Here is a 25,511-nt window from a genome sequence, read left to right on the forward strand (position 1 = left end):
TATGAAATTAACATTCACACATTGGATTCTTTCGATTGGGTTTTCGCTTTTAGTAGTTGGTTGCACCACGCAGCTCGCTGTAAAAAAGGTTATACCTGGAGAGAAATCGCCTGTACAAGGTATTGTTTATTTTCTTCCAGAGTCAGAGTTCGTTATTGATGTAACTTATCGCTTGACTGAATGCCCATTGATTTCCGGACAAAAGCCGAATATTGCTGTCTCTGCTGAAGTAACCCACAAAACACGATCAAGCCTATCCCAAGCATATATTATTGATTATCTAACTCTTCAATCAGCCACAAAAAAGTATAGTTTTGAGGTGAATCTGTATGAAGGTGGAACTTTAAAATCGATCAGCAATTCCACTAAAGATCAAACAGGTGACGTCATAGTTTCAGTTGCGGGCACTGCAACCAAACTTGCTTTGCTAAGTGCGGGAGGTGCGCCAGGATTGCTTGCTATTGCTCCTGGAGGTATTCAAACCGAAGGAGATGAATCTTTTATTAGTATATGCAAAGATGAAGTCCAAAATGCTTTGGTAAATATTGATCGAGTTGTAAAAGAAGAGAAACAGTTATTGAAAGTTGCTGATTCAGAAAAAGAAAAAGTGATAAAAATAAGAGAACAGATCATAGAAGCAGGTGGTAAGCTTGCTGATGATAATAGTTTAAAAAATGCATTAAAACTGCTAGGCCGATCTTATGAAGCATATTTGATTAAAAAGAACGAGCGGGAAAGTTTGGAAAAGACTTTAGTAATTAAGAAGACGTTTTATAAAGTTGGATTGTTACCTCAGAAATTCGACATCTTACCTGAGGAGCTTTTAAAGTGGTTTAATGACGCAGGTAAATACAGCGATAATATCCGTGTTACTAGTTTAAGTTTGGCATTAAAATTTGAAATCGATTCCGATTATATCAGCCAGAATATTTCTACTTCAGTTCATACGGAATCTGATGCCTCAGCAGGCGAGCTAGCCACTATAGATGACGACATGGATGTTGTAACTGGAAGCGAATCTTCATCTATTGCAGCGACTAACCAGGCAAAAAGTAGCTCGTCGACAAAATCTGATGATGCTCATGTCGAAACTGGTTCCATTACAGGAACTAAAAGTCTTTCAAATAATCGCTCTTCAATGCAGATGTCTAGTTCTGCCTCATCACAACCAGTTTATGAAGGCATTGTCTATCGTCAAAGCACCAACTCTAGGATAAGAGTATGTGTGGGGGACGACTGCTTAGCTCATAAATACTTGCTATCGAAAGATTTTATGGTGCCCGATGCAGGACCATTGGCGGTTCTTCCATTCAAAAATGGCCCATTCCAAGAGAATTCATTTGAGGCAAACTTTTCCGAGTCAGGCGCATTAACTCGTGTCAAGATAACTAGCGAATCGGCTGCTTTGGCACAAGCTAAAACATTAGAAGGTGTGGCTAATGCGAAATTCGATTATGAAACTCAGAAGGCAAAAATGCAGAAAGCAGAAAAAGATGCTAATCAAGCTGAAACCGATTCATCTATAGCCGCTGCCGAAGCCGCACTAAAAAAACAAAGAGATGAAGAGGTCGCTAACTTATCTCACCAAATTACTCTTTTGACTAAGAAAAAGGAGCTTGCAGATTTAACAGCTGCGCCAAAAGTTGACGAAGAACTTGAGGCTTTAAAGAAACAGCTTCAGCTTGAGCAGTTGCAAAATGATGTTGCGAAGTTAAATGCTTCCGATGCGGAGTATCAATTAGACAAATTGGTTGCAGAGAGAGCTATAGAGGAATTATTGGACAAGTAAAAAAGGAAATGGCCGATAACTAAAAAATTTTATGGGATTGAACTCATTACAGGAGTAAGAATGTATGGCAGCTCCAACTTGGATTCAAAAATTCATGTCGCCGATCATAATTTTTCTCGGCGTTACAGCAATTGTTAGTCAAATCCTCAATTTATGGAAAACTGAAACGGGATCTACCACTGCATTTCTTAGTATTGCAATTATCTGGATTGCATGGTTGTGGCATATTTTTAAGGAAACCCGTTATGATGAATCGGAAAAAGCATATTCATCTAGTGAGAAAATTGTAGCTGGTATAGGTTTCATTATATTTATTTCTATATCAGCATATCTCCTATACCCTAAAGATAATTCAGTTGGAATAGATGTCTACTATGACCAAGGATTTAGTTCAGATGAGTTACAAAGAGTTGCGTCATTTTTTAAGGGAAGTGAAATACATATTGCTTTTTCCCCAATTATTTTCCCAGATGTGCAGCAAGTCACCAGCAAGGAGCGTAAACAACTTTTAGCAGATAATTTGGTTTCTGGCCTTAGTGGATTTGGTGGGACCCAAGTCAAGATATTCGTTACATCTAAGGAATTATCTGGAAAGTTTAAACCACTACTTGCTACTACGAGCGCCTCCGCTGGGTTTGTCAGCACATATGGTTTAAGTGAAACCAGTGTTATTTCACTTGAGGAGCAGAAAGCTGGATATATCGCCATCTCGATAGTATTGAGGGCTGCTCAAGTATTGATGAAACCGCATAATGTGCTAGAAGACCGAGAGATTAGAGCTAAAAGTGATTGTTATTTTGAGTTCAATAGAACGAGAACTGATTATCTTAGAAAAACATCTGATACAAGCCTTATGTACCTTTGTAATAGAGAAAGCGAAGTGATTAAGGGAATGCTAGGTCAAACCTATCTGGACTCAATTAATGTAGTTCTCAATAATGTAAAAGATTCGTTGAATAGGTCAAAAACGATGCTCTGAATGGTGTGTTAATGTAAATGTTGATGGAAGACAAATTCAAAATGGTTGTTATTATATTTTATTAACCGTCTATATTATTTTTGTGCCTCGGAATCCTATGATATTTTTTTAAATCGTGAGGACTATTCGAAACATAAAATCAGCTAATCAAGATTTCATATACGATGCTTGGCCTCTTTATTGTTTCTAAAATCTAATGCATGGCCAGATATTAATGAGTACAGATATGGGAACGTTCAGTGATGGTATTTCCAAAAGATTTGAACACACAAAAATTATAAAAGGATATTGTTTGATCTGTGCTTCATACGGGCGATTAACTCAGGACCATGTGCCACCAAAAGGCGCAATAACTATAACAAAAGTTGAACAACGACACGTTGCAGAAATAATGGGGGTCGGTAGATCCAATGTTAAAGGCGTGTTGTCACCAAATGGAAGTAAATTCAAAACCGTTTGCAATGATTGTAACAGTAGACATTTAGGTGGAAATGATGATGAAGTGGCCCGAGTTTGCAAATCTCTGACGACTAAAGTTAAAAATTACTTTACCTATGCGGATCATCCATTTACTACTATACGAACAGACGTGAATGCCAAAAAATTCGCACGCGCAATGATTGGTCATATTTTAGCTGCGACATCTGTGAGCGAATGCAAGGAGGCGCCAGGTGAATCTCCTTACATTAATCCCCTGAAGGGTTTTGTGATGGGAGATGATTCAGCAATTAATTCAACTCATGACATATATTATTGGTTTTACCCCTATAACAAACATGTGAGCGCAAAGTGCGTGGCCTTTAGAAATGAGGGGCACCTTGCATTGATCAGTATCCTCAGCTTTTTCCCAATTTCGTTTATGGTAACAAAGAAAAATGAAGGAACTTATCCTGCGCACTCACGGCAACTAACATTGAATGATAATGAATTGATTCTTGACTTGTCATCTAGCGGGTACCCATTCTCGGAGTTTCCATTCCACGGATTGGAAGGCGATCAAATAATGCTATTAGCTGATCACCAAGCAATTGTGAGTTACCCAATAGGACAATAGAAACGTTTTGATCATCCCTTATTAGGGAATACTATTACTTCCAATCTTTTGGAAATGGGCTTTCGTGTATAAGGGTTTGAAACCCGTAAAATAAACACAAACCTAGGAATAAATAAACGCCCCCTAGTTGATATAACCTAGCGAACCCGTCTAGTTCAATTCTTTGAACGTGAATTCCGATGCAAAGAAGCATACCGGCCACACAGTAGAGGGTGCCTGTAATAATGGTCGCGATTACACAAAAATGGTTTTTAAACTGCCGCATGACACTTAATAGAGTCGCTTTTATTATTCCGAATAAAAATGCCGGTGTTAGCCAGAAGATAATCACATTAAGCATTTTCAGGGATGTAAACAATGGCAATACATACTCACACCATGGTGTTAATTCACCTGTAACTCTATCCACCCCCCAATACAATAATACCGTAAACGAGATGAAAATCCCGAGACAGAATGTAAATCGATATAGCTCTCGTCTGAGGGGGGCAAGTTCAAACCGGGGAACAATATATTTTCGATTTTCATAGTTAAGTATTCCAGTGGTTTGAAAATATTTTAGGTTTTACCTGCAACAGTCCCGGATATTTTATTTTCTGATTATTTTAAAAATTTCTATTGTGAGAGGTGTATTGGTGTCATACATGGCTAAATAACTCCATTCGCCATTTGGCAGATTCATATCCATGCTGAGCAAGAAGATCAAAATCTGTAATTTTTAATCGTCCGAGAGTTGTGGAATATTCAGCTGCGTATCTTGCTTTTTCATCTGATAACCAAACCTTTTCTAAAAGTGATTTTGCTGACTTTTCTCTTCCCGTGGCCAAACGTTTAATCGCTGATTTCGCATCGGTTCCGATTCCAACAAGCACCCCTTTAAATGGATGTTCAATTACGAAATTAGCAAAAGATCGTACTCTTAGAGCCCGAGTTTGATCTAAAGCGATGTCTGCAATTCGTTTAAAGCGAAAAGGATTCAATGGGTGAGGAATATTTTGCCTCGTCAGTGGGGCTCCTCCATCCGAGACGAGCAAGTAAGTGAGTTTCACATCTTCATCTTGTTTAAATGATTGATTGCCTACATCAAATAGTGGTTCAAGACCGAGATTGTCGTATAGTCCACCATCATACAAATGCAGTTTTTTGTACGGAGGTAAAAATGTTTCGGAAGTTTCAGATGCCCACTCTTTTCGCTTTTTCCAAGAATAATCAGCAGTTTTTATTGTTAGCGGGCCGACGCCTCCGGGAAATGCCGCAGATATCGCCATTGCCTTAGCGAGAGGAAAATCTTCGGTCGTTGCATAACCGACCTCGTAATCGCCCATAGTTGATTTTTTGAATCTGAATCTGCGACCTGTCTCTCCGGTTGTGCAGTTAATTGACCATGCAAGGTTGCTGTTAATCTTAGATAAGGGGGCATCAATACCCCAAAGGCTTTTCACCACCTTCGCCAAGACATTTGCCCGAGACAAAATAAATTGCCAATTGAATGGATTTAAGACTAACGCCAAGATAGCCGACTGTTGAATGGATTTTGAAGTAAGAATGGTTCTAATAGCTGGAAGTGTCTTTTCCAGATAAGTTGACGAGCTTGGCCATTTATAATTTGAATGGTGAAATACCAAGCCGGTAAAAAGGCCTCCGCCGGATACCGATGAGATGTGCACGACATTTTCCAATAAGCTCTGCTCGGCTAAATATTTCAATACACCTGCATGAAAAGCAGCGGCACGAACGCCACCTCCCGATAATGCCAGTCCAATTGACTCCAAATCCGCAATCACGTTATCCATAATCTCTCCTCCTTATTGGAGTCTTCGAATCCAGGACCATTTCATAAAGTGCATTCCACCTTATCATTTGTGTCGCTTAAAGCTTCAATAGATGTCCAAAGATGTAAATGGAAATTTAAAATAATTTTCTTATTAAAATAAACTATAAAAAATAAACCTGCATCACACTTGAAGTAATGTGGCATAGCGCACATATGATGTCAATTACGGCGCCATTACACAAATTAACTCATCTTGGCTCCCGTATTAATCAATCAATTATTTTCTTGGGGGCGATATGACCGACGTGCACAAAGTTATTTTTTATCCGGTAAGTAATGGAGACACCACACAAATTATTTTGACTGGCGGACGTCGAATTCTATTTGATTTTCATCACTGCCCAGGAGCAGAAGAAAAAGATAAGCCCGAGATAGATTTGAAAGCCCATCTGAGGGCTGATCTCAAGGATGCAAATAAAGACTACTTCGATGTGGTTGCTTTCACGCATGCCGATCTTGATCACATCCGTGGCAGCACAGAGTTTTTTGAGCTCCGACATGCAGCCAAATATCAAGGTAGTGGACGGATAAAAATTAATGAGCTCTGGGTTCCAGCCGCAATGCTGCTGGAGGTAGCTGAGAACGACAAGCAATCTGAAGAGTTCATCATCTTGCGGCAAGAGGCAAGGCATCGTTTGCTGGAAGGAAAAGGTATTCGAGTATTTTCGCAGCCTCAAGCTTTGGTTGACTGGCTAGAGCCTCGGTTAAAAGAAAGGGGCGAAAGCATATCTGCAAGGGGTCACTTGTTCGTTGATGCCGGTACTTTGGTTCCCGGTTTTGATCTGAATAACGATAAGGTTGAGTTTTTTTGTCATTCTCCTTTTATAAAACATTGTGACAATGTTGACATTATCCGCAACGATGCTTCGCTTGTATTTAATGTCCGATTTCGCGCAAATGGAGAGCATTTTGATTACTTAGAGGTGGGTGATGCCACCTGGGAAACGTTAGAGGAAATTGTAGATACAACTCAAAAGCATGGTAACGAAGATCGTCTTTCGTGGAACCTTTATAACATCCCTCACCACTGTAGTTACCTTGCATTAGGTGATGAAAAAGGTGATTCAAAAACAGAACCCAAGCCTCTTATTAGAGATTTGCTTCTGATGGGAAAGAGTGATGCTTATATCGTGAGTTGCAGTAAGCCAATCTCAAATAATCTCGCTGCATACGAACAGATTCAGCCCCCTCACGTGCAAGCAAAAAACACATATGTTGATTATCTTAACCAAGTCGGAGGTCGGAAATTCCTCGTGACTATGGAGGAGCCCAACGAAGAAAAGCCAGCGCCAATTGTATTTGAAATTACTTGGGCAGGGGTGATTCTCAAAAAACTCGTAGCAATTGGTGCACCTGCAATTATCAGCTCAGTCGCACCGAGGGCTGGCTGATGGAGGGGGTTTGGGATTTTCCCCTTTATCAACAAGAGTTCGACTTTTCTAGATTGCAGCTACCTCGTTCTAAGCAATTGATTGCAGCAATCGAGTCAAACCGGGATTTTAAACTCTCGGCAGTCGCTTGTGGTCCAGTTGAATCCAATTGCGGCGAGATGCTGTGGGTCAGCGTCGAATCTGATGAGGTTCCACCAAATAATAGATGGGGCATTTTGTATCGTGAACAGCTCGCGATATATGTTCCGTTGGATCAAAACAAGTTGATTGAGGTTTACCCGCTTAGAAAATCGTTTCCTCTAACTCCACATCAAAACCAGCATGGTGAAGCACATCCCACCAGCTTATGCTTGTATTTTGAGCCAACTTCAAGTGTATCGCGCACTTGGACCGCTCCCAAATTTTTGCATCGTATTCAGTGGTGGCTTACGAAGACCGCACTCGATCAATTACATGCCGCTGATCAACCTGTTGAACAACTTTTTTATATCACTCCTTACGAGCTTGTTTTGCCTTGGGACTACGAGGAGCAAATCAAAGATAAATCTTCAAATTTTACATTAGCATATTCAGAACGTTTCGATAAAAAGGCCACTTTTCTTATGGAGCGGGCTGATAAAAATTCAAGCGCTAAGCTGGCAGGAATTTTTAACATTGAGACTTCCCCGGTGGTGCACGGAATTATTGAAAAGAATCCAGAAACGCTTGGAGGGTTGTCAGCCTACTTGTCTAGGAAGGGTATTGATTTTTGGGGGTTGCTGAAAAACTATGTTGATGATTTGGTGCCAAGTATAGGGGTTCCCCTTGATCACGACAGTGACTATACGATAGTCATAATTCGTATACCTATTTGTCGAGAGGAGGGTCGTGCTCCTGACCGGTTTGAACACAAAGCATTTATGGTTTTAAAGGGGCTACTACAGCTCGGTGTATCCCTTTCTGTGCTCTGCGTCCATGAGAAAAAATTTTATAAAGATGGTATGGCTGCTAAAAATGACCACGCGGAGATATATGCGGATCAAATTGGTGTGATGGATGTTCTTTATCACAATAATATTCAAGCTTTCAGAAAGTATTCTAATACCCCCTCTAATGATCCCAAAATGACTTTGATTGGTGTTGGCGCGCTAGGTAGCGCCATGCTTAATATGTGGTCAAGAAACGGTTGGGGTAAATGGAAATTAATCGATAAGGATCATATCAAGCCGCACAATCTGTCTAGGCATACTGCTCTCACAATGCATGTTGGAATGAGCAAAACCGATGCGGTTTGTCATCTATATAGATGCGTCACCGCTGGGGCAAGGGAAATAGAAGCGCTTAATGCCGATGCGAATGAGTTACTTTGTTCTACATCATTGGAGTTTATGGCGGACTCAGAAATAATTATTGATGTCTCGACGACATTGGAAATTCCGCGTAAGGCCAGTGAACTGGAAAAGCTTCCACGACACTTCTCTGTCTTTATCACACCTAACGGAAATTCAGCGATTCTAATGGCGGAAGATGAGGCGCGCGCATTTAGACTTCGTACCATTGAAGCTCAATATTATCGTGCTGTAATTAATAGTGAGTGGGGCGAAAAACATCTTGAGGGTAGTCACGGATCATTCTGGAGTGGCGCAAGCTGTCGCGATGTATCTTCGGTTCTTCCTTATACCGATGTGCTAGTGCACGCAAGCACTCTCGCGGACCAAATACAAAAAGCATCTCTTTCGCATGACTCGTTGCTTCGCATTTGGAATAGAGATCCCTTAACTGGAGCCATTGCCGTTAATTCTTTTGCTCCACAAAACGAGTTCAAGGTCATTGCCGGTGATACAAAAATATATTTAGACGATGGCGTGCGTGAACAGCTTTTCTCACTAAGACATTCTGCACTACCAAATGAAACTGGTGGGGTCATCCTAGGGTACTACGATTTTAATATAAATTCGTTGGTTATCGTATGCGCTTTACCTGCACCTGAAGATAGTGTTTCCACGCCAACCTCATTTGATCGGGGGGTGGAAGGATTGCTTGAGGCAGTTAATGAAGCTAGCCGAAGAACTGCAAGCATCGTAGGTTATGTGGGCGAGTGGCATAGTCATCCTCCTGAACATTCAACTAATCCGAGTAAACACGATATCGAACAAATGATCTATCTCTGCCGCAATATGGCAGATGAGGGTTTGCCTGCATTGCAGATAATCGTTGGAGATAATGAGTTGTCCCTTATATATGGTGCATTTAATTACCAGATTTAAGTTGTAAGTTTGATTTAACTAAATTTTTACATGGAGCTTGGGGAAATATGAGTAACTATTTTGAAATTGATTTTTTGGCTGTTGAAACTAAAAAAAGCGGTGATGCTATCGCAATTCGCTATTCAATAGATGGTGAAGTGGTTATTCATGTCGTCGATGGAGGTTACATCGATACTGGTAAGAGCATACATGAGCACATTTCTAAATATTATGACAACGCATCCCATATCGATCATGTTGTGCTTACGCATCAAGATCAGGATCATGCAAATGGTTTGCGCTACATATTAGAAAATTGCTCTGTTGGAAAATTGTGGATGCACAGACCATGGTTATATGCAGATGAAATTATTGACCGATTTGAAACTTACAAATCTGTTGATGCGTTGAAAAGACGGCTGAAGCAATGCTATGCGGCAGTTGCAGAATTGGAAAGAATTGCTGAGGAAAAGGACATTGAGATTCTTGAACCATTTCAAGGTTCAAGAATCGGAGCATTCACTGTTCTTGCGCCTACGAAAACAAGATATCTTGACCTCTTAGTCAGTTCCGATAAAACCCCGGAACAAGTAGAAGAAGCTAAATCAGATTCTTTTTTAGACCAGGCTATTGCGATTGCGGCAGATATAAAAAATTTATTCCTTGCTGCTTGGGGTGACGAAGCCTTCCCTGTGTCCAGTACAAGCAATGAAAATGAAATGAGTGTAATTCAATACGCACATTTGAATGGAAAAAACATTTTATTAACCGGAGATGCTGGTCGCGACGCTCTAAATGAGGCAGCTGATTATGCTCCAATTGCAGGTTTGCACCTTCCTGGATTAGATTGTATTCAGGTTCCCCACCATGGTGGTCGACATAATGTTTCAACTGAGATATTGGACAGAATTGTTGGTGCGAGGCTGACGGAGCCCGTCTCGTCGTTCAGTTGTTTGGCAGTTTGCAGCTCGGCTAAGGCAGATACTGCTCATCCTCGAAAGGTAGTCAAGCGCGCGTTTATCCACCGAGGCGCTCAGTTTAATGCCACGGAAGGAAGATCGATCCGCTACAGTGATGGCATTGCGCGACCAGACTGGACTCCGTTGGTTCCCGATGAATATCCAAATGAAATGGAAGAGGCTTAGGTAAATGTCTTATCTCAAATTAGTTGATCAAATGCGTGATCCATACGAGAGAAAGGCGAGGATCACGCCGGGGCTTCTGACTGTATTGCCGTTGATGGTTCCCCTTCTGTGCACTTACGGACCTAAGCACCCAATATTGACTAGTGTTATCACGTTGTTCGCTGGGTGCGGCGTAATATATGCCTTAGGTAGTATTGCGAGAGGACGGGGAAAGTTTGTTGAAGAAAAATTAGTTTCAAAATGGGGTGGAATGCCAACAACTATTTGTTTGCGCCACAGTGATCATTTTTTAGAGGGTTACACAAAGCAGCGTTATCGAGATTTAATCAAATCTAAACTTGATATTGATACTCCTACTCAAGTGGAGGAGCAGGAAAATCCTTCATATGCAGATGATGTTTATCGAAGTGTTGCTAGGCGATTACGAGAATTGACCAGAGATAATAAGACTCTTTTACTCAAAGAAAATATATCGTACGGATTTCATAGAAATATGTTAGGAATGAAACCCATTGGTATCATAACTTCTGTTATTGGGTTAATTTATTTTTTGATAGTTACGGAAACAGTGTCGATTGAACCAGTAGCCTTCAATTTTATCCATATCCTAAATCCAGGCCTGTCAGGAGCCATAACTTTTGCAATATCTGCTTCGTTGTTGATGTCTTGGCTTTTCTATTTTAATGAGGCATCCGTCAAAAGAATTGGGCTTGTATATGCGGAACGGCTATTCGAAAGCCTAAACCATTTACCTACGCCTAGAAAAAAATTGCAGAAGCAAACCAAAAATTAGCGCTTTTTTTGAATTGAATCTTAACTAATATTTAATGGAAGATTATCCAGTGATTGCACCAAAATTTATCTCTTTAGATACATCAATTTTTGGGAAGATGGCAAAAGATTATTTTTCTGGTGATGAAATAAAAAGTAAAAAAGCAAGATGTGTTGTAAATGAAATTAACCAAAGTGGGTATGTTATTTTTTTGACTGCGCATCATATTCAAGAAATTATTCAACATGAAAACAGAGGTGTTGTCCGAAAACGTTGGTCGTTAATTGGGAAATTCCATACTGTTGCTTGGATGTGTAGTTTTGATGATGCGAGAGTGTTGGGTTCTATTGTTGATATCAATAAAATGGAGGTAATCTCTAATATTGAGAATGAAACATTCGAAATAAGTGGATTGAGATCAAAAATAAAAGAAAAGCTCGTTCAATATTGCTCAGGTAATGAGTTTATAGATAGATTCGAATCTCTTTACATGAATATTCGCGAGTTTGGATTTATTGATTTGAATAGAAACAAAGAGCTAGAGTCTCTGTCTCACTTGCAAGATAAAAAAGTTAACTCTATGCGATTGCGTGAGCTACTTCATTCAACACTGGATTCAAAAAAAGCATTCAAGGATTACCTTGTAAATATTGAAAAAAAGACATTATTAGGTCTACAAAGTTTAGGTGATGAAGGCTTGGCTGATGCTCATCAGTCGGCAAATTATTTTGCGAAGGAGGTCCGAGAGTTCGCTTCGTCTCTTTATTCTGATACCAATACAAACTTGTACGAAGCCTTTGTTCGTAATGCAGGTGTGCGTTTAGATCAGGTCACGCCCGACACGACTGTTGGGGAGTTTGGATACATATCTGTTTATAATCAGTGGGTTCAAATGATTCTGGAGTCTGTCGGAATTCCACCCGAAAGTGAAAATAAGCTTTCCCCAAGCAATAGCGGCGTATGGATGATATGGCGTTTTCTGGACGAGGCCATGAAAAATGAAAAAAGAGCGCATGGCAGCAATATTATCGATAGAGATATGTCTGTTTTTGTTTTAGTTGTAGATATATTTACGGTTGACAGGCGAGTAAAAGAATATTTTCGACAGCTGTCAAAGAAAAATCCATTGTTGGGGAATTCTTTCGCGCGTGTAGATAAGCCCTCTACCTATGCTGATTTGAAGTTTTCATAAGATGGAATGGTGAATTGATCGATTTAGTTTCTGAGTTCTTGATTGGCTTTCCTCATAAGCTAATTCATCCTGGCAATTAGTGCATTTTGTCTCTCAATTTAATTTGCTGCATATGTAAGTAAAAACCCCGCGAGAGCGGGGTTCCGGGGAGAGGAGAGCATGAATTGTACGCATTGTTGAGCGACCTATGCTTCCAAATTAACGGAGAAGGACGCAACTTCCATATATCAAAATGGAATTTAAAGTATCTTTTTAATTCCTTTTTTCTACCATGCCATTACTGTCATCTTTGATAAAGGCTCAGATGACTTCGAACTCATTTCCTTACCTATTTTCAATAGTCGTTCACTGACCATACCATCAGGAGATTTATGAACTTTTAGCCCAGGGTATGCCTTAACTTTTTTAGGGCTCGGAGTGGGCCGTGGTAATTTGGAAATTGACATATTAATACCTCTGGATAGATGTCATTTATATACATATTAGCATAAAAAAATTAGTGCTCAAGATGCACCTCAAGCAATGAATCTAATAGAGATATCATAGGTGATATCAAGCTAACGTAGTGCTGGCAAGTTTCGTCACTCCCACCCAGCAGGCCTACATCATTTCTAAAGATATTAACAACGGCACTGTAATCATGATCCTCAGGTGCATTATCAATGGGAATGGGGATTGAAAGGATCGATTTTGCAATTTTTTCAGTCGTGTAGTAGTCCTCAATTATTGATGCGAAGGTTTTTAAATAACTATCTTTCTGGCAAGCCTCTAATATTTTAGAGGTATCATCTATATATTGAACTAATCCATAATAGAGCGCAGTAGGTGCACCTAATATTATTTTTTCTGGTGATTCGGCCGGTGATTTTCCATTTTTATGAGCCGCTAATATTATTGTTCCTATGGTCGCATCGCAATCACCGGAATCCTCTAAGTGATTGCCGGTTCTGAATTCCGGTTCAGTCGATAGATAATATTCAAACTCGCAAATGCCTTCTTGTGTAGCTAATTTATTGAGATCCATGAATCTGGCGTTTGTACGCAATTGTTCTAAATACTCTTCCTTTTCCAAAAAGGATTTAGATGTGATTGCTCTCATTATTGTGGCTCGGTAAATTAGATCGCCGTCCTCGCGATCCTCTTTATGAGTATCCCAATAAGCAGCAATATTTAACATTGATCGAAGTACGAGTCTTATGCAATAAGAAATATCTTCAATGGTTGTGCTCTGGCCTTTTAGGGTTTCTTCAACTGCTGTCTGAACTGAAAAATATTGCTTTTGGGTATACTTTAGTAGATGTAAAGGTGGTGCAGCCTTTATTAGCTTTTGAGTATCTTTCAATAATTTTTCGGTTTCATCTTTTTCGGTTTGGGTGGCAGTCGTTTGTATCCAAACAATCAATATCAATGATGGGAGCGCGATCAAATAAAAAATTAAAACCTCGAGTGACCAATCCGAGCATTCTTGCGATGTTGACCAGCATGCAAATGGGAAAGTGTTTCCTAGTAAAGTTGCTCTTACAGATGCGTAAATACCGATTAGCACCACGATTATAATGCTAAGCACGGGAGATAATTTGTTAATCAATATTTTTTGCATAGTAGTTTGCTTAGCGTTTGACGCATGACTGAGTTAATCCATATTCGCAATTTGCTGAGAGAGATTGCTTCACTCTTAGGCACGCCATATCTTCTTTTTATTAAAATTTAACTTCAAACGTACCCTCTATTCAGTCAAACAAAATGTGTCGTCCCATTTGACAAAAACCCCGCAAAGCAGGGTTTAAGCGGTATTTATGTTATATTTGACTAAAAGATCTGTCGTTATTGACCAACGGATGTGTCGTTTTGACCACAGGATGTGTCGTTCACCGTTAAATAATTTTTAATCCCAAGAAAGCGCCCCACCAGTCTGATATTCAATAACTCTCGTCTCAAAGAAATTCTTCTCTTTACGCAAATCCATAATCTCACTCATCCACGGGAATGGATTCTGCGCGCCGGGGAATTGTTCTTTCAGGCCGAGTTGTGCGCAGCGGCGGTTGGCGATGAAGTGGAGGTATTCTTCCATCATGGCGGCGTTCATGCCGAGGACGCCGCGGGGCATTGAGTCGCGGGCGTATTGGATTTCCAGTTCTGTGCCTTCCAGAATCATTTGCAGAACTTCTTGTTGGAATTCTGCAGTCCACAAGTGTGGGTTTTCCAATTTGATTTGGTTGATGACATCGATACCGAAATTCAAATGCATGGATTCGTCGCGCAGGATGTATTGGAACTGTTCTGCAACGCCGGTCATTTTATTGCGGCGGCCCATACTGAGGATTTGGCTGAATCCGCAGTAGAAGAAAATACCTTCGGTGACTACGTAGAATGCAACGAGGTTGCGCAGCAATTCCTGATCAGTTTCCGGTGTGCCGGTTTGGAAAGTTGGATCGCCCAGTGTTTGGGTGTGTTTCAAACTCCAGGCGGCTTTGTTCGCAACGGATGGCAGTTCGCGGTACATGTTGAAGATTTCGCCTTCATCCATGCCCAGCGATTCAATGCAGTATTGATAGGCGTGGGTGTGGATTGCTTCCTCGAATGATTGACGCAAAATGTATTGGCGGCATTCGGGGTTGGTGATCAAACGGTAAATCGCGAGTACAAGATTGTTGGCTACCAGTGAGTCAGCGGTAGAGAAGTAGCCGAGGCTGCGCATGACGATGCGGCGCTCGTCATCGGTCAGGCCGTCTTTGTTGCGCCAGGTGGCAATGTCGGCAGTCATGTTGACTTCTTGCGGCATCCAGTGATTGGAACAGCCGTCGAGGTATTTTTGCCATGCCCAGTCGTATTTGAATGGAACCAGTTGGTTCAGGTCGGCGCGGCAGTTGATCATGCGCTTTTCATCAACCTGGATACGGGCGGCGCCCATTTCCAATTCTTCCAAGCCGGGAGCCGGGTCGAGTGCAGCGAGGCTCGCGCGCGCTTTGGCGAGTTCAGGGCTGATGCCGGGTTCTTTAGCCGCTTCGGCAAATGCAGTGTTAACTGATTGTGCTTCAGCGGCAGCGCTCGCTTGCGCTTGTGCAGTTTTGGCTTGTGCCTGCGCAACTTGCGCTTGGGTTGGTTGCACAACTGGCTCAGCCGCTTTGTTCAATGCAGTGCTAATCGCGTCCTGACGGGCGGTTTCTTTTACAGCTTCTTCGCTGTCGAATTCATCCCAACTTAGCATGTGATCCTCGTTTAATTCTGTGTGCGTGTATCGTGTATTTTGCGTTTTTGTTGCGGTTCGCAAGCTCACCAGCAACCTACAGGGTGCTTCGTAGGTTGCTGGTGAGGAACGAACCGCAACATCTTATTGGCAGGCTTCGCAATCCGGATTATCAATCGAGCAGGCCAATGGCACTGGTGCTGCTTCGGCGAAACTGGCTGCTTCTACTTCCGAGATGGCTGGTTTTGCTGCAGCTGGTGCTGCTGACAAACCGCTCGCGCCGCCAGAAGACACTGCGTTTAATGCGCCGGTGTTAATGGTGGATTTCTCGGTAGTCGTCGCTGCCAATGCACGCAGGTAATAAGTGGTTTTCAAACCGCTGAACCACGCCATGCGGTAGGTGATGTCCAACTTCTTGCCGTTAGCGCCAGCGATGTAGAGGTTCAGGCTTTGTGCCTGGTCGATCCACTTTTGACGGCGGCTGGCGGCTTCTACGATCCAGCGCGGTTCTACTTCAAACGCGGTGGCGTAGATGGCTTTCAGGTCGGTTGGAATGCGGTCGATCTTTTGCAGTGAGCCTTCGTAGTATTTCAGATCATTAACCATTACCGCATCCCACAATCCACGGGCTTTCAGGTCGTGTACCAAGTGCGGGTTTACTACGGTGAATTCGCCGGACAGGTTGGATTTCACGTAGAGGTTTTGGTAAGTCGGTTCAATCGATTGGGTTACGCCGGTGATGTTGGAAATAGTTGCGGTCGGTGCAATCGCCATCACGTTGGAGTTGCGCATACCTTGGGATTTCACTTGTGCGCGCAGGGTGTCCCAATCGAAGGTTTGGCTGCGATCGACTTTGATGTAATTCTCGCCACGGTTTTGCGCGAGCAGTTCAATCGAGTCAATTGGCAGAATACCTTTGCTCCAGAGTGAACCATCAAATGTGGAGTACTTGCCGCGCTCGGCTGCCAATTCGCTTGACGCTTTGATCGCGTAGTAACTTACGGCTTCCATTGAGGTATCGGCGAAATCGACGGCTTGTTGTGAGCTGTAGGCGATGCGTTGTTCATAGAGCGCATCCTGGAAGCCCATGATGCCGAGGCCGATAGGACGATGGCGCAGGTTGGACTGTTTGGACGTCGCAACGGCGTAGTAGTTGATGTCGATCACGTTATCCAGCATACGGATTGCAGTTTTAATGGTGCGCTCCAGTTTGGCCTGGTCGAGTTTGCCATCAACAATGTGTTGCGCCAGGTTGATGGAGCCGAGGTTACAGACCGCGATTTCATCGTTGGCTTTGGTGTTGAGGGTGATTTCGGTACACAGGTTGGATGAGTGCACTACACCGACATGCTGCTGCGGGCTGCGCAGGTTGCATGGGTCTTTGAAGGTGATCCATGGGTGGCCGGTTTCAAACAGCATGCCCAGCATTTTGCGCCACAGGTCTAATGCGCGCACGGTTTTGAATACTTTGATTTTGCCTTGTGCTGCTTCGCGCTCGTAATGTTCATAGCGCTCTTCGAAGGCTTTACCGTAGAGATCGTGCAGGTCTGGCACATCGTTCGGCGAGAACAGGGTCCACTCTTTATCATCAAACACGCGCTTCATAAAGGCATCGGGCACCCAGTTGGCGGTATTCATGTCGTGGGTACGGCGACGGTCATCACCGGTGTTTTTGCGCAGCTCAAGGAATTCCTCGACATCCATATGCCAGGTTTCCAGGTACGCACACACAGCGCCTTTGCGCTTGCCACCCTGGTTTACTGCTACAGCGGTGTCGTTGGCCACTTTCAGGAATGGAACCACACCTTGTGATTTACCGTTGGTGCCTTTGATGTAAGCGCCGAGTGCGCGAACGGGTGTCCAGTCGTTACCCAAACCACCGGCGAATTTACTGAGCATGGCATTGTCTTGCATGGCGCCGTAAATGCCGTGCAGGTCATCCGGTACAGTGGTCAGGTAGCAGGAGGATAACTGCGGACGCAAAGTGCCGGAGTTAAACAGGGTTGGGGTGGAACTCATGTAATCGAAGGAAGAGAGCAGGCGATAGAACTCGATCGCGCGGTCTTCACGGTTTTCTTCCTGAATTGCCAAGCCCATCGCCACGCGCATAAAGAATATTTGCGGCAGTTCGATGCGGGTGTCGTTGCTGTGGATGAAGTAGCGGTCGTACAGGGTTTGCAGGCCGAGGTAAGTGAATTGCAAGTCGCGCTCGGCGATCAGGGCTTTGCCGAGTTTTTCCAGATCGAAATTCAACAACTCAGGCGAAACCAACTCCAGCTCCACGCCTTTTTTCACGTACAACGGCAGGGTTTGCGCGTAGTAGGTTTCCATATCAGCCTGGGTTGCGGAAGTCGCAACACCAAAGAAGCTCAGGGCTTCGGCACGCAGTTTATCCATCAGCAAGCGGGCAGTAACGAAAGAGTAGTTCGGTTCTTTTTCTACCAGGGTGCGGGCGGTGATTACCAGCGAGGTGTTTACATCTTTTGCTGCCACGCCGTCGTAAAGGTTGCGCATGGCTTCGTCAAGGATGGCTTTCTCTTCTACACCGGCGAGGCCGGAACAGGCTTCACGCACGATGGTGCGCATGCGGCCGATGTCGAGCAGGGCGCGGGAGCCGTCGTCGAGAATCACGTTAAGGCTTGGATAATCCGGATCGGGTTCTTGCGATGCAGGGTGTTTCTGGGCGCGCAGGCGGGCGTGTTCTTCACGGTAGAGCACATAATCGCGGGCGACTTTTTGTTCGCCGGAGCGCATCAGGATTAATTCAACCTGGTCCTGGATCTCTTCAATATGGATAGTACCGCCAGACGGCATACGGCGTTTGAAGGTCGCGGTAATTTGTTGGGTGAGGTTTTCAACCATCTCGCGCACGCGGGTAGAAGCAGCGGCTTTGCCACCTTCTACTGCCAAAAAGGCTTTGGTCATGGCGATGGCGATTTTACTGGCATCAAAAGGAACCACCGTTCCATTGCGCTTGATTACGCGCAATTGCCCCGGCGCTGTTGCCGTGAGGCTCGATGAGCCGCCGTGGATGTCGTGTTGGATATTGGTTGTGCCGGTGGTTTGTTCAATGTCAGTGTGCATAGACGTCTCCCGCGTGAGGTCTTTCCCAGTTGAATGTAATGCGTGATAAAAGCTGTAACCGATCACTCTCTCTTTCTGAGAGTACTTATTAAAATCAGAGTTCAGAACACCATTTCCTGCTGGTCCATCCACCACTATATCTAGTGGTGGATGGACAGCCGATTGTGACCATACTACTGATGCCTGCTCTGGCGCATCGAAACACCTTGCTGGCCGCTAATAACAGGCGTTTTTTTCGCCGCTGCTGTGATTAACGTTCAATTGAGTCAAAAATCTGCTTGACGAATAACTCCATGAGCGATAAGCGATGATAGGGCGCTTAGCGCCTTCAACACCTATATCTAGGGGTAAATCGTGAATGGGCTACAAGATAATGCGGTTAGGGGTTTTATGCAAGCTTGAAAACCTGTGGATAAGGTGTGCGTGGCTGCGGGAAAAACTGGGGGCAACTGGTAAAATCGCCATGGAACTACTGAAAATGCGGCATTGCCGTGATTCATAGCAAAAATGACATTTTGACGTGAAACTTAGATTTTTTTGGCATACATAGATGAGCGTGATATGACTACATATTGTGTTTGTAGTTTTTAGCAGCACTTTGTATTTAGGTGACGCAGAAAGGTAAAAAAAGGGGCCGAAGCCCCTTGTGATGCGCATTTCAACCTCCCTGTATACATCCTTGCCTGTTGTCATCCTTGCTGTAACACTTTTTATGTTGAGCCTTAAACGTTACTGAATGATGACGTTACGGTTAAGAAGCAATCAATTAAAAGGCCATTCATTAAGAGCCTATCAATCCACCATCATTTTTAGTAACGATCACAGTCGCTGAGCGTGGACGTGCAGTGCCGCCTTCTGGCCAGTTGCTGGTAAAGCTTGTGGGAGTAGAGCGGTCGCCTGGGTGCTGGATGTTGACGAACATGGTTTTCATATCCGGAGTCCCTGTTACACCAGTAACTTCTGCGTCGATTGGGCCAACAAAGAAGCGCTTGAGTTGCTTGGTCACCGGGTCGGCGGCCAGCATCTGGTTGTTGCCATAAGGACCACTGCCTTGCTGGGTGCCGCTCATGTCAGTTTGTATCCAGACAACGCCACGGCCATCAATCCAGATACCATCCGGGCTGGCGAAGTGATTGTCAGCGGTCAGGGTAACGGCTTTGTCGCCAGTCCCGGTCACAGTGCCTACATCACCACCGAGTAAAAAAATGTCCCACTTGAAGGTAGCTTTATCAGCATCTTCATTCCAGCGAATGATATGGCCAGTAGTGTTGTTGGCACGTGGGTTGGCAGGATCGACCTGTGTTTCAGTGCGGGCGGTATTGTTGGTGAGAGTAAAATAAACCTCGCCGGTAGCTGGGTGCACCGCGCCCCATTCAGGGCGGTCCATCTTGGTGGCGCCCATGATATCGGCGGCCAAACGGGTATTGATCAGCAAGTCAGCCTGATTGGCAAACGTCACACCGACCGCCGCCGCTTTGGCGTTAAAGGTGCTGTTGGTGATGTCCAGCGGCAGCCATTCGCCAGTGCCATCGGCATTGAACTTGGCCACATATAAGGTACCGGTATTGAGCAGATATCCGCCAGCGGTTGCTTTATAGAAGTTGTCGGCCGAGATGAATTTGTAGATGTATTCATTGTTTGCATCATCCCCGGAGTAACACACTACCGGTTTGCCTTCTACCGCAGGGGCGAAGATAACACCTTCATGGCCAAAGCGGCCGAGAGCGGTGCGTTTTTGCGGGCGGCCTTCCGGATCAAACGGATCGATTTCGACCATCCAGCCAAAGGTATTGGGTTCGTTGCGATAGTCATCCAGAGCGGTGGCGCCTTTGGTTGAGGCGTTAAAACGAATGTATTCGTCAGCGCCTGAATCTGCATTCTCCCAGAAGTAGCGGCCATTTGTGGCAGGTACACCGTAGCGTTTGTGTTCACGCGGTTGGGTAGCATCCTTATTGACAAAATAACCCGCCCAGTTTTCTTCGGCAGTCAGGTAAGTATTCCATGGGGTTGCGCCCATGCCGCAGTTATTCAAGGTGCCGCGAGTAGCGGTGCCGTTAGGGCTGTATTTGGTAGCCAGCAGCGGCGAGCCCGCTGCCGGGCCGCGGATATCCATAGGTGTAGCACCGGTAATACGGCGATTGAATGGGCTATTGTTTACTACTTCCCAGTTGCTACCGTTTTTGCGGATGTGGATCACGCTCACACCGTGGGCTGCGATCTCTTTGCGCACTTCATCAGCCGGTCGAACTGCACCCAGAGTAGGTCCATTAATGTGAAAGATTTTTTCATCAATATATTCATGGTTCATTACCAGCAGGCCTTCGCTGGAATTGGTGTGAGTGGTCTTGGCATCGATCGGGAAAAAGAAAACGCCATCGTGATGCGCGCCTACTTGTTGTTCCTGATCCGCACCGCTGTTGGTGGCATCGTCTTTGTAAGCTGGCATTGTGCCAGTCAGCGGAGTACCCCAAGGTACGAATGCAGTAGCGGTGTAACCGGCCGGAACAGTGATGGCATCATTGCGGTTGGTGGCAATTGCAGTAAAACCTAACAGCGGTGCGACAGAAGAAGACGCTGCAATGCTGGAAGAGGCTGGCGCGCTGGAACTGGATAAACTGGAAGAGCTGATGCTTTTCTTATCATTATCGCCACCACAACTCACTAGACCCACACCCATAAATGCCGCGACTGCCGTGCCCAAGCTGCCTTTCAGGAATTGGCGGCGCTCGGTCATGACCTGTGCAAAAGTGGGGTTGCTGGAGTGGTTAGAAAGCGGCTCTATGCCGGAGTTATCGATTTTGTAGATGGTATGGTCAGTCATCGGTTGCTTCCTGTAGTTTTATGAGAGGGATATAGGTAGGCAACGATTAAAGCGACGCTTTATGTCAGTTCAGAGACAGTTTTTTGAAGATTTGATAATTACAATAAAATAAGGCGGGGTAGGCACGTTTAGCGTAGTCCTTTTCTCAAGCAGACTTAACTTCTATCACCGCGTTTAAATCTGCTAGTCTGGCATCCATAGCCAGTTAATTTTCGAATATTCAATAAGATGGAATTCAGTGTGCAGTCTGTTCAAGAAGATTATTCAACCTATCGCAAAGTAGTCAGCGATCTATTAAAAGACGATGAGCAATTGCCCAGTTTGCCGGCTATTACTTTTGAGATCCGTAAAGCGCTGGAGCAACCAGATCTTTCCATGGGGGAACTCAGCAAGCTGCTCGCCCAAGACACTGCCTTGTCTGCCATCCTTCTCAGGTATGCATCCAGCCCTTTGGTTGGCAGCCAAAATCCGCCCCAAAGTATCCTCGATGTCGTGCGTTTATTGGGGATGAACCAGGTCGAACGAATCACCATGGTTCACTCAATTAAAAGCTTGTTCTCGATTCATTCAGTCAAACATAGGCGCCTGTTTATGGAGGCTTGGCGGCGCATGGCGTTAAAAGCCAGTTTGAGCACCTACATCACCAAGCACTTGGGGCGAGTAGTGCCTGATCATGTCCTCATGGCTGCACTCTTGAGCGAGGTAGGAACCCTTGCTGTTTTGTCTGCGTTTAAAAGCAGCGAGGAGACGCCGGATATTCCTACTTATATTGCGCTCTGCCGCGAATACGCAAAATCGCTCGGTGTGGTCACCTTAAAAAAATGGCAGGTGGATGAGCAGTATTTAAAAGTAGTGCAAGAGGTGGGCAACTGGACGGGCGAGAGTCCGGGATCGATTAATCTTAGCGACGTAATCAATTTGGGTTTGTACCACTCGCTTAAACTGACGCATACCAAAACGGATTTGCCACCGATTACCGAATTGACGGCCTATAAAAAATTGGAGCCGCCCCAAAATGGTGTAGTTGCCGGTAGCCTGACATTGGTGATGACCAATGTGCAGGAAATCCGTATGTTGGCGAAGAGTTTGTTTTAAGCCTGTCATCGTAATGTAGTTTTTAACGTCTAGCATGGCGTCTCCGATCAAATCCCAAAGAGGATACACCATGCTAGTTACACCGTTAAAAACCGCAAAATCCATATTGTCGTTGGCGATTGTCTGTGCCATGACAACCCATACCGGTATTGCGCTTGCGCAAAACCCGGCAACAACAGCTACTGCATCAACCACCAGCGCGAGCCAGCTCGGCAGTGTGACGGGCCGTGTGATCAACCAGGCCACAGGTAGTTTATTGCAAGCTGCAAGTGTGCGCCTGCTTGAATTAAACCGCGAAGTGACCACCGGGCGCGACGGCAGCTTTGTGCTGACCAATGTGCCTGCGGGCAATTACACGCTTGAAGTCAGTTACGGCGGACTGGATTCACAGCGCCTGCCCGTTACCGTGACTGCTCGCACCAGCCAGCGTCAGGATGTGCGCCTCACCAGCGGGCGATTCGACACGGAAGAACTCTTGGTAATTGGTCGTGCCGAAGGTTATGCCTCGACCATTAACCTGCAGCGCAATGCCGACAGTATCCGCACCGTAGTGTCTGCCGATGCGCTGGGGCAGATCCGCGAAGGCAATATCGGCGATGCACTGGTGCGCTTGCCCGGTTTGTCGGTGGAAACCCGCGCCGGTGTACAGCGCACCGCGACCATTCGCGGCCTGGCGCCACAGTACAACACCGTTACAGTTGACGGTTTGCGTATGACCAACGTGGACGGCAACCGCGATATCGCGCTCGACAGTTTCCCGGCCAATTTACTGGCGCGGGTGGAAGTGATTAAAGCGCCGACGCCGGATATTTCCGCCGATGCCATCGGCGGTACAGTCGATTTGGTAACCCGCTCAGCTTACGACCGCGATGGCAGCACAGTTGAAGTACAACTGGGAGCGACACTCAATGACCTGCGCGATAGCTGGAACAAACAGGCGGGCATCACCCTGGGTGATACCTTTGGTGATAACCAGCAGTTCGGTCTGCTCGGCTCGGTATTTTATTTCCGCGATGAGCGCGGCTATGACGTGGTGGAGACGGCCTATACCGTCAGTCCTGCCGACAGTTTCTTTATCAACCGTTCACTCTATTACGACCGCGAGGAAATCAAGGACAAAGTTGGCGCCGGTTTGATGTTTGACTATCGCCCCAGTGACGATACCAGCGCTTACGTGAAAGCGGTTTATCACTACGATTACCGCGAACTCTTGCATCGCGGCACCGACTTCCGCCCGAATCCGGCAACGCAATTTGATGTCACACCTGACAGGGCTTCATCTACCGGTGGCCGCGTCGATTCCATAGCGTTCTACCGCGATCCCAAAAACGTGTTCCAAATGTATACCGCCGGCATCGAACATCGTGTTGGCGATTGGGTGTTGGATGGCCGCACGGCTTACTCCAAAGCGAAAAAGGATTATCCGGTTACCCTGCAGGTGGTGAATTCGTTTAATGGTGTCAATCTCAGCTACGACCGCAGCGACCGCGATTTCCCGGTATTTACCATCAACAATGCGGTGGATATCAACAATCCCGCCGCAGTGGCTTTCCGCCAGTTTGATACCAACCAGGTGCCGCGCGTTGAAGACGAAGTCAGTTTTGATGTGAATGCCCTGCGCGAATTCAACACCGGCCGCTTCCCCTGGAGTATCAAAACCGGTTTGCGTGCAACGGTTAAAGATGCCTCCCAGGCGCAACCGGAGACGGTGCGTTACAGCGGTTTGACCGGTGTCACTGCCGCCAGTTTGCTGGAGCAGTACAGCAACAGCGATTTTATGAGCGAGTCCAACGGCCGCGCGCAACTGCTGCCGTTTTTCCCTGACTGGCGCAAATACCGCGAGTTACAGCAAACCAATCCCGCCGCTTTTACCCAAAACGCAGCGGCGCAATTGTTCAGTGCTGAAACCCTGGCCAATGCCGACTTCAGCATCGGTGAAGATATTTATGCCGGTTACCTGATGGGCAATGTGGAAATTGATCGCCTCACGGTACTCGGCGGTGTGCGGGTGGAAACCACGCGTATCGACAGCGAAGCCAATGAAGTGACGGTAAATAATGGCCAGGTAAGCAACGTGACCCGCGTCAGTGACAGCAATGACTACACCAATATGCTGCCCAGTTTGCACCTGCGCTATGCGGCGATTGATGACCGCTTGATTGTGCGCAGTTCCGTCAGCAAAGCGATTTCGCGTCCTCCACCTGGGGATTTGATTCCGTCCAAGCAGGAAAATGCGCAAATGAACCAGCGCATTATCGGCAACCCGACGCTGGAGCCGGCGGAGTCCATCAACTACGACCTGACCGCAGAATATTTCCTGCCGCCGCTGGGGGTGGTGTCTGCCGGTGTGTTCTACAAGGACATCGATAACTTTGTGTTCAGTTCCAGCCGGATTGCGGCGGATGGCGTGGATGAGCGTACCCGTGTCAATGGCGAGGGCGGCAAGGTGCGCGGTATGGAGTTTGTGTGGTCGCAGGACCTGACCTTTTTGCCGGGTTTGTTGAGCGGTTTGGGGGTTGAGGCCAACTACACCTTGCTGGATTCCGAAGGGGCTTATCCGGGGCGCAATGATGAGCTGTCGCTGGTGAACTCACCGGATTACATCCTCAACGGTATTGTGTCCTATGCGCAGGGGCCATTCAGTGTGCGTTTGTCGGCGAACAAAATGCCTGATCGCCTGGAAGCGGTGGGCGGGCGCGAGTCGTTGGACAGATACAATGCGGCGTCAACCGTGTGGGATTTGGCGATGAAATACCGTGTGATGGATCAGCACAATATTTTCTTCAACGTGAAAAACCTCACCAATGAAGCCACCGTGCAGTTCCAGGGCTCGCGCGATAATCCAACCAGTGTGGTGTATTACGGTACCCAATATACTTTGGGTGTGGATTTGAGCTTTTAAAAATTAATGAAAAAAAGTGTGTTAACTCCGCCGGATTTTTC

At 45.4% G+C, this 25,511-nt stretch carries 15 protein-coding genes; 10 read left to right on the forward strand and 5 right to left on the reverse strand.

Annotated elements, in window-relative coordinates:
* Window position 1 precedes the first annotated feature (1 nt).
* The 3 genes from AC1RJL_RS04655 (at window position 2) to AC1RJL_RS04665 (ending at window position 3,822) form a co-directional block, all read left to right on the forward strand.
* Window positions 2–1,789, forward strand: a complete 1,788-nt coding sequence (locus AC1RJL_RS04655; protein WP_492911573.1) for a hypothetical protein — start codon at window positions 2–4, stop codon at window positions 1,787–1,789.
* A 64-nt stretch (window positions 1,790–1,853) separates the two neighbouring features.
* Window positions 1,854–2,768 (forward strand): hypothetical protein, encoded by a 915-nt coding sequence (locus tag AC1RJL_RS04660; RefSeq protein WP_492911574.1) that lies wholly within the window; start codon window positions 1,854–1,856, stop codon window positions 2,766–2,768.
* A gap of 226 nt (window positions 2,769–2,994) precedes the next feature.
* Window positions 2,995–3,822: a hypothetical protein gene (locus AC1RJL_RS04665; protein ID WP_492911575.1), complete on the forward strand. Its 828-nt coding sequence runs from the start codon at window positions 2,995–2,997 to the stop codon at window positions 3,820–3,822.
* 638 nt (window positions 3,823–4,460) lie between these two features.
* Here the strand turns inward: AC1RJL_RS04665 and AC1RJL_RS04670 are convergent.
* The gene (locus AC1RJL_RS04670) at window positions 4,461–5,615 is read right to left on the reverse strand and encodes a patatin-like phospholipase family protein (RefSeq protein WP_492911576.1); all 1,155 of its coding nucleotides are present in this window, start codon (window positions 5,613–5,615) and stop codon (window positions 4,461–4,463) included.
* 277 nt (window positions 5,616–5,892) lie between these two features.
* On the opposite strand from AC1RJL_RS04670, the gene mblB reads away from it, so the two are divergent.
* Genes mblB through AC1RJL_RS04695 form a run of 5 tightly spaced genes read left to right on the forward strand, consistent with a single transcriptional unit; the run spans window position 5,893 to window position 12,381 of the window.
* Entirely contained in the window at window positions 5,893–7,047 is a 1,155-nt protein-coding gene (gene mblB, locus AC1RJL_RS04675) for an anti-phage 6A-MBL system MBL-fold protein (RefSeq protein WP_492911577.1), read from the forward strand.
* Window positions 7,047–9,293, forward strand: coding sequence for an anti-phage 6A-MBL system cap2_3 protein (cap2-3, locus tag AC1RJL_RS04680; protein WP_492911578.1), 2,247 nt, complete (start codon window positions 7,047–7,049; stop codon window positions 9,291–9,293). Before mblB ends, cap2-3 begins: the two co-directional genes overlap by 1 nt.
* 47 nt (window positions 9,294–9,340) lie before the next feature.
* Window positions 9,341–10,417 (forward strand): MBL fold metallo-hydrolase, encoded by a 1,077-nt coding sequence (locus AC1RJL_RS04685; protein WP_492911579.1) that lies wholly within the window; start codon window positions 9,341–9,343, stop codon window positions 10,415–10,417.
* Between the two features lie 4 nt (window positions 10,418–10,421).
* Complete coding sequence (locus tag AC1RJL_RS04690; protein ID WP_492911580.1) at window positions 10,422–11,210, forward strand: hypothetical protein; 789 nt, start codon at window positions 10,422–10,424, stop codon at window positions 11,208–11,210.
* Window positions 11,211–11,244: 34 nt separating this feature from the next.
* On the forward strand, window positions 11,245–12,381 hold the full coding sequence (locus AC1RJL_RS04695; RefSeq protein ID WP_492911581.1) for a hypothetical protein: 1,137 nt from the start codon (window positions 11,245–11,247) through the stop codon (window positions 12,379–12,381).
* A 496-nt stretch (window positions 12,382–12,877) separates the two neighbouring features.
* On the opposite strand, the gene AC1RJL_RS04700 is transcribed toward AC1RJL_RS04695, so the two are convergent.
* The 4 genes from AC1RJL_RS04700 to AC1RJL_RS04715 all read right to left on the reverse strand — a co-directional run bounded on the left by AC1RJL_RS04700 (window position 12,878) and on the right by AC1RJL_RS04715 (window position 21,473).
* Entirely contained in the window at window positions 12,878–13,981 is a 1,104-nt protein-coding gene (locus AC1RJL_RS04700; RefSeq protein ID WP_492911582.1) for a hypothetical protein, read from the reverse strand.
* A 285-nt stretch (window positions 13,982–14,266) separates the two neighbouring features.
* Window positions 14,267–15,589: a ribonucleotide-diphosphate reductase subunit beta gene (locus tag AC1RJL_RS04705; RefSeq protein ID WP_492911583.1), complete on the reverse strand. Its 1,323-nt coding sequence runs from the start codon at window positions 15,587–15,589 to the stop codon at window positions 14,267–14,269.
* A 123-nt stretch (window positions 15,590–15,712) separates the two neighbouring features.
* Window positions 15,713–18,652, reverse strand: coding sequence for a ribonucleoside-diphosphate reductase subunit alpha (locus AC1RJL_RS04710; protein ID WP_492911584.1), 2,940 nt, complete (start codon window positions 18,650–18,652; stop codon window positions 15,713–15,715).
* A 781-nt stretch (window positions 18,653–19,433) separates the two neighbouring features.
* Complete coding sequence (locus AC1RJL_RS04715) at window positions 19,434–21,473, reverse strand: PhoX family protein (protein ID WP_492911585.1); 2,040 nt, start codon at window positions 21,471–21,473, stop codon at window positions 19,434–19,436.
* A 240-nt stretch (window positions 21,474–21,713) separates the two neighbouring features.
* Between AC1RJL_RS04715 and AC1RJL_RS04720 the strand changes: the two genes are divergently transcribed.
* Both AC1RJL_RS04720 and AC1RJL_RS04725 read left to right on the forward strand, forming a co-directional pair.
* A complete protein-coding gene (locus AC1RJL_RS04720) occupies window positions 21,714–22,568 on the forward strand; it encodes an HDOD domain-containing protein (RefSeq protein WP_492911586.1) in 855 nt (284 codons plus the stop codon).
* A 70-nt stretch (window positions 22,569–22,638) separates the two neighbouring features.
* Window positions 22,639–25,470 carry a TonB-dependent receptor gene (locus tag AC1RJL_RS04725; protein ID WP_492911587.1) on the forward strand — a complete coding sequence of 944 codons (2,832 nt, stop codon included), beginning with the start codon at window positions 22,639–22,641 and terminating at the stop codon, window positions 25,468–25,470.
* The last annotated feature ends 41 nt before the right edge of the window (window positions 25,471–25,511 follow it).

The organism is Cellvibrio sp. GW822-FHT04B05 (genome assembly GCF_058800985.1).